This is a genomic window from Candidatus Avelusimicrobium fimicolum, assembly GCF_021632165.1.
Classification (GTDB): Bacteria; Elusimicrobiota; Elusimicrobia; order Elusimicrobiales; family Elusimicrobiaceae; genus Avelusimicrobium; species Avelusimicrobium fimicola.
The window spans coordinates 1-5,868 of sequence record NZ_JAJWTS010000029.1 but is presented as its reverse complement, the minus strand read 5'-3'; the positions used below and the strand labels follow the sequence as shown (position 1 = coordinate 5,868).

Annotated in this window: 6 protein-coding genes; all 6 read right to left on the bottom strand. The window is 42.8% G+C overall.

Translation table 11 applies throughout. The features are described 5' to 3' along the window. Positions 1–566 precede the first annotated feature (566 nt). Positions 567–1,577, bottom strand: a complete 1,011-nt coding sequence (gene gap / locus ACQY2K_RS07935; RefSeq protein ID WP_428041414.1) for a type I glyceraldehyde-3-phosphate dehydrogenase — start codon at positions 1,575–1,577, stop codon at positions 567–569. Between the two features lie 82 nt (positions 1,578–1,659). Further along, positions 1,660–2,397 carry a hypothetical protein gene (locus ACQY2K_RS07930; RefSeq protein WP_428041413.1) on the bottom strand — a complete coding sequence of 246 codons (738 nt, stop codon included), beginning with the start codon at positions 2,395–2,397 and terminating at the stop codon, positions 1,660–1,662. Next, positions 2,366–3,007, bottom strand: coding sequence for a hypothetical protein (locus tag ACQY2K_RS07925; protein WP_428041412.1), 642 nt, complete (start codon positions 3,005–3,007; stop codon positions 2,366–2,368). Before ACQY2K_RS07925 ends, ACQY2K_RS07930 begins: the two co-directional genes overlap by 32 nt. 47 nt (positions 3,008–3,054) lie before the next feature. After that, on the bottom strand, positions 3,055–4,302 hold the full coding sequence (locus ACQY2K_RS07920) for a glycosyltransferase family 87 protein (RefSeq protein WP_428041411.1): 1,248 nt from the start codon (positions 4,300–4,302) through the stop codon (positions 3,055–3,057). A 16-nt stretch (positions 4,303–4,318) separates the two neighbouring features. Further along, positions 4,319–5,254: a glycosyltransferase family 2 protein gene (locus ACQY2K_RS07915; protein ID WP_428041410.1), complete on the bottom strand. Its 936-nt coding sequence runs from the start codon at positions 5,252–5,254 to the stop codon at positions 4,319–4,321. Positions 5,255–5,257: 3 nt separating this feature from the next. After that, on the bottom strand, positions 5,258–5,868 hold a 611-nt coding region (locus tag ACQY2K_RS07910), incomplete at its 5' end, for a hypothetical protein (protein WP_428041409.1).

The window sequence follows — 5,868 nt, the reverse complement described above, 5'->3', positions numbered from 1 at the left end:
GTATATAGATTGCACATAGAAAATAGATTAAACAAATCGGATGCAAAAACGACCGACTTCTTTGCAGAAGCGGAAATGGAGTGAGAAATAATAGTCCAAATGTTTTTGTTTTTCATAGATACAGATAGTGTATATTTTTTTTTAAAAAAATGCAACAATTTTTTAAAAATATTTTTTTTCGTAAAAATTTAGTTCTATTCTCCGTCGGAGAACAGCAACCGTACATCATCCGTCAAATCTCTAATATTATATTATAAATTGACGTAAATTATTTGGCTGTTATTCAAATTTTAGCCCGCAAGTAGAAGCGTATTTCTGGTTTGCTTCTATGTTTTATGTCTTTAAGTAGCCCGATTACGGAGGTTGTTTTTCCCCTTCTTTGCCTTTGCTTTTTCCCAGTGGAGCGGCTTGGAATAGTTTAGGGGCAAGGGCAGTACATATTGCCACAGGCAGAGGTTGTTACGGCCCGCCGACACCACATTACATATTTTTATTAATCTTACAAATTGGGTGTTAGACAAAAAAGAGGGCTCCCTTGCGGAAGCCCTCTCTTGCAACAAATAAGATTATTTGTTTACGGAAGCCATATGGGCGATCAAATCCAGCACTTTGTTAGAGTAGCCGATTTCGTTATCGTACCAAGATACGACTTTCACAAACGTATCCGTCAAGGCGATACCAGCTTTGGCGTCAAAGATAGACGTAAGCGGGCAGCCCAAGAAGTCGGAAGACACAACGGCTTCATCGGTATAACCCAAGATGCCTTTGAGTTCGCCTTCGGAGGCTTCTTTCATCGCTTGGCAGATTTCCGCATAGGTGGCCGGTTTGGCCAAGTTGACGGTAAGGTCAACCACGGAAACGTCCAAGGTCGGTACGCGCATAGACATACCGGTCAATTTGCCGTTGAGTTCAGGAATTACTTTACCTACGGCTTTGGCAGCACCGGTAGAAGACGGGATGATGTTGCCGGCAGCGGCGCGGCCGCCTCTCCAATCCTTCATAGAAGGACCGTCAACCGTTTTTTGGGTGGCGGTGGTGGAGTGTACGGTGGTCATCAAACCTTCTTTAATACCGAACTTGTCGTTCAAAACTTTGGCAATAGGAGCCAAGCAGTTCGTGGTGCAGGAAGCGTTGGAAACGAATTGGGTACCTTTTACATAGGTTTTTTCGTTTACGCCGACTACGAACATCGGGGTAGCGTCTTTGGACGGAGCAGACATTACCACATATTTGGCGCCGGCTTTAATGTGGGCCTGCGCTTTTTCCTGGGTAAGGAACAAACCGGTGGATTCTACTACATATTCGGCACCTACTTTATCCCAAGCCAATTCTTCGGGGTTCTTGCAAGCGGTTACGCGGATTTTTTTGCCGTTGACGATCAACTGGCTGTTTTCAACGTCCGCTTCCACGGTGCCGTTAAATTTGCCGTGCATCGTATCGTATTTGAGCATATAAGCCAAATAGTCAACCGGGCACAAGTCGTTGATGCCTACGATTTCAATATCTTTGCGTTCTTGCGCCGCGCGGAATACAAAACGACCGATGCGGCCAAAACCGTTAATACCAACTTTAATCATACAGTTTACACCCTCCATAGATTTTTTACTTCTGCAAATATTTTACTATTTTTTGAGCCGTTCGTGTACCCTGTAAATAGGGTTAATTAAGCGGCACATCAATTTTGGTGTCCCGTCTGGTGGCAGGATTATACACCGTTTGACGTTTTTTAATTAATTTTTGTTCCTTTAAATCGTACACGTATGTTGTTTTAATGCTGTGGTCGGAACTGGTGCGCCCTTCAATAAGGGCTAACCCGTCTTTATCCCACTGCGCGCGGCGCGTGGTTAATTGCAAATAGCGGCCTTCGGGCTTGTCTGCAATCGCGTTTTTAATTTTACTATACGAGAATTTGCTTTCAAACGTCAGGTTTTTAATTGCCTTTTGGTTTTCGTCCAATAAGGAGCCTGCCGTTAGATATTCGTCAATATCCATATCAAAAATAGGCTTATCGTCAAAATAAAAGGGCACTTTGGCTACACCGCCGTTGTGATAGGCTTCCACCAATTTGTAAAGGTAATGCGCATGCGTGGCGTAGGCAACGTCCTTACCGGGGTCCTCTGTGTGGTGAATACTGCCTGTGTGGATGCCCACCAGTTCCCCCTTGTCGTTTAACACCGCACTGCCGCACAGACCGGGACGTTTTTCGGCCGGCATAGAAATTGTTGTGCGAATAGAAATTGGCGTTACACCTACTACCTTGCGTTCCGGAATAGCGGCTGCGGAAGAGTGCGTAAAACCTTTGGAAAGTAAATTATTATCCAGATAAGGGGTAGCCTCGCTAATGGAATAAGGAGCCAAAAGGGACTCAATATCCTTTGGAAATTTGACAAGAGCCATATCTAGCATACTCTTGGGCGAATAGGCCACTACCTCTACGTGCTTCGTGCGGCAAACCGTTTTTATAGACAATAGCGGTGAATGTTTTGTGCAAAGCGTCTTTTTCGTTGGATGACACAGCGATTGCATGTGTGGCTATAACGCCATATATCTCGTTTTTTCCATTGTATGGAATAGAAACGACCGTTCCCGAAAAAATGTTTGTACCGCTGATATTTGCGGCTGCTTTGGGTGATTCCACCGCTTGAAAGATATACGCATCTTTCGGGATAACTTCGGTCGCCAAGATATTTTTAAGGCGCAAGTTTTCCTGTTGCAACTGTTGGAGTTGGGACAGGGCTTCTTGCAATTGGACCTTGCTGGAAAGAGTGGAAATGTTAGATGATAATTTGGGAACAGACGAACCGGCCGGGAAAGTAACGGCAGAGGGAATTTTGACCTTGGTGGGTAAGGCCACGGAAGGCAAGCGGCTAATTCCTTTTGAGGTTGCTTTTGAAACCTGCTCTGCGGCGCGTGCGCCGCGGCTGATAGAAGGTACCTGAGCCCCCGCCGTAGCGGGCACTAAAACAGAAAGTAGAAAGGCAAAAGTTAAAAGAATATATTTTTTCATACTTATATTTTAACACTTGCGTCGGTGGCTAACAAGGGTCAAAGGACCTAATTCCCCTTGGGTCCATAATACTTTTTTATGCCTTGTAATAGGCGAGAAAAGGAAAAATCTTTCATTAAATGTACTATTAGCACGACTCCTATTAAGGGGCGCAAAAAAGAGCCCAGATTGAGTACTAAATCAAAATAAGATGCGAAAAAACAATGAGAGGGCAAATTCATTGGCATAAACAAAAGGGCTAGTAAGAAAACGGTTAAATTATCCGTTTTTTCACGAGGGTCTTTTAATAGTAAGAGTACGGGCAGGGCCAGTTGGATTAGTGTATAATCGTGCGAGACAAAGGGCAGAAACACTTCGGATAGGGCTAACAAAAGTGCGGCCCGTACGAAACTACGGTTAATAAATATAATATAGGCGCAGATAAGGGAAAAAATACCCAATGCAAAAAACATATAAAAGGGCATTGTGTTACGGGAGAAAATCATTAATGTTTCCCAACTTTCAGGCGCGCCTTGTATTTGCGTTAGCAGAAAGACGGGCACCCGGATTAAGTTAAAAAATGAGTGTGAAAATTCCAGCCCCAGCGGCAGTAACTGGTGGCGCATATTAAACCCTTCAAAACCTGCAAATCCTTGAAACCCGCTCCCCCACCAGCCAAGTGCCAACAGGGCTCCAGTAAACAGCACCGTTCCGGCCAGTTCCTTATAGCGTTTATCCGCCATAAAAAGTACGAGGAATACGGCGGGATAAAGTTTCATATTGATTCCTACGGCTAGTAAGAGGGCGGCTAAGCAAAAGCGTTTGGCTTTGTAGCACAGTAGAAACGCGGCGCAGACAGCAAACAATAAAAGTTCCGTATTGGCTCGGTCCAAAGCCAAAAGGAGCGGAAAGGAACACAGCGTAAAAATTAGGGGCGCAGTCCATTTTTGTTTGAGGAACGAAAAAGCACAACGGGCCAAGGCAAAATACAGGGCCGTTCCTCCCGCAAGCATTGCGTAGAGAGAGCCTTTTTCCGGCAGGTATTTTAACCCTTGTAACGCCCACACAAAGAACGGGAAATAATTGCCGCTTTGCTCGCCGAGGGCTATTTTTATAGTTTCGTAAAAATCGTTAAAGCGGTAGCGCGGGTCAAAAAGAAAGGTAACATACGGATAATACTCTCGGTGCAAAAAGAGGTTTACCGTACAAACAGCAAGAGCAACAACTAACCCAACTAGGAGTGCCCCACAAAAGAATTTTACCCGTTTTTCCGGGGTAATATCTTTCAGCCAAAAATCCCTAATACTGGCAAACATATTAAATATTATATCTTTATTTTTTCTTTTTTTTGCTGAACAGGGTGATTAATTTCAATAAATGGCGCGCAAAAAAGAATTTGATTCGTTGGGTAAAATTCAAATCATTTTTTACAAAGGCTTCATTTAGTTTGTTTCCGTTGTAAAAAGTATAATTCTTGCGGAAAGAACCGAAAATATAGCCAAAGAAACCGTGTTTTCCCACATTTTCTAATACATAGGCGCGCAGTTTGGGATCTTCTATCATTTGCAACGAATTTAAGAAGCCGACCGTCCAAAACATATTGCGGGTGGTTGCCGGAATATAACTTTTTTCGGCACCGCGGGTGTTCCAGTCATCCCCGGAAAAAACAATGTCTAACGTGCATTTATCCATTATTTCCCCTTGGGGTAAGAAAATAAGGCCTTTTTTGTTTAAAATATCGCAAACCAAGGCCAAATGCGGGAACATATTGGGGATGTTGTTGTACATATTCATCAGTACCCCGTTTGTAATAATACGGGTGTGATAAATAGCGGCCGGGACAAAGGTGCATTGGCGGACAATTTTGGCAATATTGTTAGACCCTTTCAGGTCGTCTTTGCGGGTTAAAATTAGGTCGTATTCTTCTGTTTCCAATGCTTTTTCAATTTCGGCCCAGGCGTCCCACTTAAAAGAATCATCATCACACACCACCCACACATAAGGGGCCGTAGCCATTTCGTAGGAGCGGGTGATATTGGCATTACCGCCGATATTTTTAGGGTGGCGGATATGGGTAACATTGGCAAATTTCTTTGCAAAAGATTCTATTACCTCGCTTGAACCGTCCGTAGAGGCGTTGTCTAAAACCGTAATGGAGCAATTTTTAACCGGGCTGTCCGCTGCGGTTAATTGTTCCAGCGTGTGCGTAATATATGGTTTACGGTTATAGGTTGGAATAATAATTTCTAATTGATTGGAAATATTCATAATTTAAACTACCTTTTTTTTAGAAAATTGTTTTTTATGTCTGTAATCTCTTAATAAAATAATAGAAAACAACTTGCGGAAAAAATAATACCCTAATGTGGAAAAACTAGCCTCTCTTATAGGCGGATTATGGGAAAGATAAATGGGATTTTCTGTAATTTCCTGCCGTATGTTTTTTATACTAAAACTAAATTTTTGTTCTATCGCAGCGCGTAAAATAGGATTATCCAAAATATCAGCCAATGCTAATCTGGCAGACCACCGGTAGAAAATATTTTTAGTATGATATGCCACGTGGTGTGCCAATACAAAGGGCACAAGTAAAGAATCTGTTTCAGTTAAAAGTTGGGCATAGGGGTCCAGCGGCAAGAGTTCTTTGATTTTGTTTACGGATAAGGAACTCTGTAAGAAAACTTTTATAAACCGGACTGCTTCAAAGGCACTCCTTTTTATAATATTATCATACGCGTGCACACTGCACATTTGACCGCTGTGGAGGCGATATAACACAGCGGGTTCCTTAACAAAGCACAGTTTCCCCCCATTTAATAAAATTTCCGCCCAATTACACATATCCGCATTTAAAATTATAGAGCAATCTAAATGGATTTGTT